Annotated in this window: 3 protein-coding genes; all 3 read left to right on the top strand. The window is 39.8% G+C overall.

Annotated elements, in window-relative coordinates; all coding sequences use genetic code 11:
* On the top strand, positions 1-1386 hold a 1386-nt coding region (locus tag ABYK33_RS15255), incomplete at its 5' end, for an ATP-dependent helicase C-terminal domain-containing protein (RefSeq protein WP_373034174.1).
* A 97-nt stretch (positions 1387-1483) separates the two neighbouring features.
* Entirely contained in the window at positions 1484-2347 is an 864-nt protein-coding gene (locus ABYK33_RS15250; protein ID WP_373034173.1) for a DMT family transporter, read from the top strand.
* Between the two features lie 111 nt (positions 2348-2458).
* The coding region (locus ABYK33_RS15245; protein ID WP_373034172.1) for a group III truncated hemoglobin at positions 2459-2759 on the top strand (301 nt) is incomplete at its 3' end.

The following is a 2759-nucleotide window of genomic DNA, read 5'->3' as shown; positions in this document are numbered from 1 at the left end:
CTTTGGGGTAATGATTCTATGGAAACGCTTTCATGGATGGATATACCTCCTGCCACATCCATCACCCACGCTACAAAGCTTCTACATGAACTGGGTGCACTGGACACAAAAGGCAACATCACAGCACATGGTAGAGCTATGAGCCGTTTTGGCTTACACCCAAGGTTGGCGCATATGATGTTAAAAGCTCAAACACTTGGTCTTGCATACGAAGCGTCACTTTTAGCTGTGCTGATCACGGAAAAAGAGATCTATCATAATGCTTTTGGCTCATCAGATATACGTGAGCGTGTACGTGTCTTACATGATATTACGCAAAAAAATACAGTAAATCAACAGTACATTAACCTAAAGCAGTGTCATTATTTACTTAAAAATGCAAAACGCATAGAAAGCATACAAAAAGAGACTATCAATGAAGAGATGTTAGCCGTTCTTTTGGCTTTTGCCTATCCTGACCGTATCGCTAAACAACGCCATGAAAATCTTAATGTCTATCTACTCTCTAACGGTAAAAGTGCTTCTTTGCATAAAGCCGATGAACTCTTCCACTCCCGTTTTTTAGTCATCTCTGATTTAGATGCCCGTACCAAAGATGCGACTATTTATAAAGCCATTGAACTCACCCAATCTCAGATAGAAGAACACCTTAGTGATCAAATACATCAGTATGATGATGTCAGCTGGGATGAAGAACAACAAAGGGTGAGAGTACGAAGAGTCAAAAGTTTAGGTGCCATACCTTTAAGAGAAACACAGATCATGAATGCCTCGAACGAGGATGTACTGGATGTCCTGATAGAAGCTTTAGAAGAATTGGGACTGGAACAATTACACTGGAGCAAAGAAGCAAAGATACTTAGACAACGAGTAAACTTTCTCAATCAACACAACATGGCATTTCCAGATTTTTCAGATGCCTATCTTATAGAGCATCTTGATGTCTGGCTGGCACCTTATCTAAATGGTCTAAGCAGCCTAAGAGCTTGTCAGAATTTAGACTTTTACAACATCCTTTTAGGGCAAATGAGTTTTGAACAAACACAGACCCTGGACCGATTAGCCCCCAGTAAATTGAAAGTAGCCAGTGGCTCTCATATCGCTATAGACTACAGTAACCCTGATCAACCCATCCTTGCAGTAAGATTGCAAGAAATGTTTGGTACCAAAAGTACCCCGAGTGTACTGGGAGGAAAAGTAAAACTCATGATACACTTACTCTCTCCAGCCTCACGTCCTATGCAAGTCACCCAAGACTTGGAAAGCTTTTGGGTAAACACCTATGATGAAGTCAAAAAAGAGTTACGCGGAAAATATAAAAAACACTACTGGCCAGATGACCCACTCACAGCTGTGGCAACCTCTAAAACCAAAAAACATATGTAACGCGTTCTACTACCAATTGAAATTTAAATATTAAACTGATTGAGCACGGTAAACAGAATGTTTAAGCTACAATACACAAAAATACAGAGGAAACATAATGACCAGAGAACGTGAAGGTGAGTTACTGATGTTAGGGCTCACTGTACTTGAGTCTTGGTTTCCCATACTGTCTATTGTTGCTATGTCCTATGTTGGGGCTTTACATACTTATATGTACAGCCTTGTTATAGCATTGTTCTTTTACATAGCGATCATGTACAAACGTAAACGCTTTTCTGAGCTTAAAAACAAAGCTGCATACAAAGACTTACTCCTTACTACCTTTTGGATCACTTCTATTTTCACACTTATATTTATAGGCATGCGTTACACCACAGCGGGAAACATGGCAGTCATTGTCTTTTTACAGGTACTCTTTTCTTACCTCTATTTCAATGTCTTAGGGAAAGAAAAAATGGATAGGCTGCACCTCATAGGTGCCATCATCATGGTGCTTGGTGCACTCATCATACTCATACCCGAAGACTTTACATTAAACAAGGGTGATATGCTCATCTTAGCTTCCGCTGCCATGGCTCCCATAGTAAACCTTTATCAAAAACGTGCAAGAGTGTACTGCTCTGCTGAGACCATTCTAGGTTTCAGAACAGTGGTTGGGTTGCCCTTTGTAGCACTTTTGGCATATTTGTTAGAACCTTCAGTAAGTTATGAAAACTTCATGTCTGCTCTACCCTACCTGTTTCTGATAGCCACAGGTGTCTATGTCGCAGCAAAGATCATGTGGATAGAAGCCCTCAATCGTATGTCTATCACGAAGTTGTCCGCTATGTTGGCACTCATGCCGGTGATGACACTCTTTTTTGCATATATTTATTTGGATGAAGTACCTGAATTTCGTCAATTAGTAGGGATAGTTCCTGTACTTATCGGTGGGTATTTGATCACAAAGCCTGTGAAGTAAATTTAGATCATTACTCATTTCTTGCTCTCATCATCTTGGGCGAAGTGTATATATCAAACCACTTTAACCCATCTTACGCTATAACTCAATCATCAAAATTACGGAGCCAACATGCAAGCACAAGAAATAACTCAGGAAAACATCAGAACGCTCGTAATGACATTTTATGCCAAAATCATCAAAGATGACATTGTAGGACCATTTTTTATCGCTAAACTTGGCGAAGACATGAATAATGAACACTGGGTGACACACTTGGAAGTTATAGTTGGCTTTTGGTCTTCTCTGGCACTTGGTAATCCCAAATATAGTGGTAATTTGTTTTTACCTCATACAAAATTAGGACAACTCAAGCGTGAGACTTTTGAACAGTGGCTAAAACTTTTTACAGAGACATTAGATGAAGTGTATG

This window comes from Sulfurovum sp., from assembly GCF_041562805.1.
Lineage (GTDB): Bacteria > Campylobacterota > Campylobacteria > Campylobacterales > Sulfurovaceae > Sulfurovum.
The sequence above is the reverse complement of the archived record's forward strand: the minus strand, read 5'-3'. Positions and strand labels throughout refer to the sequence as shown.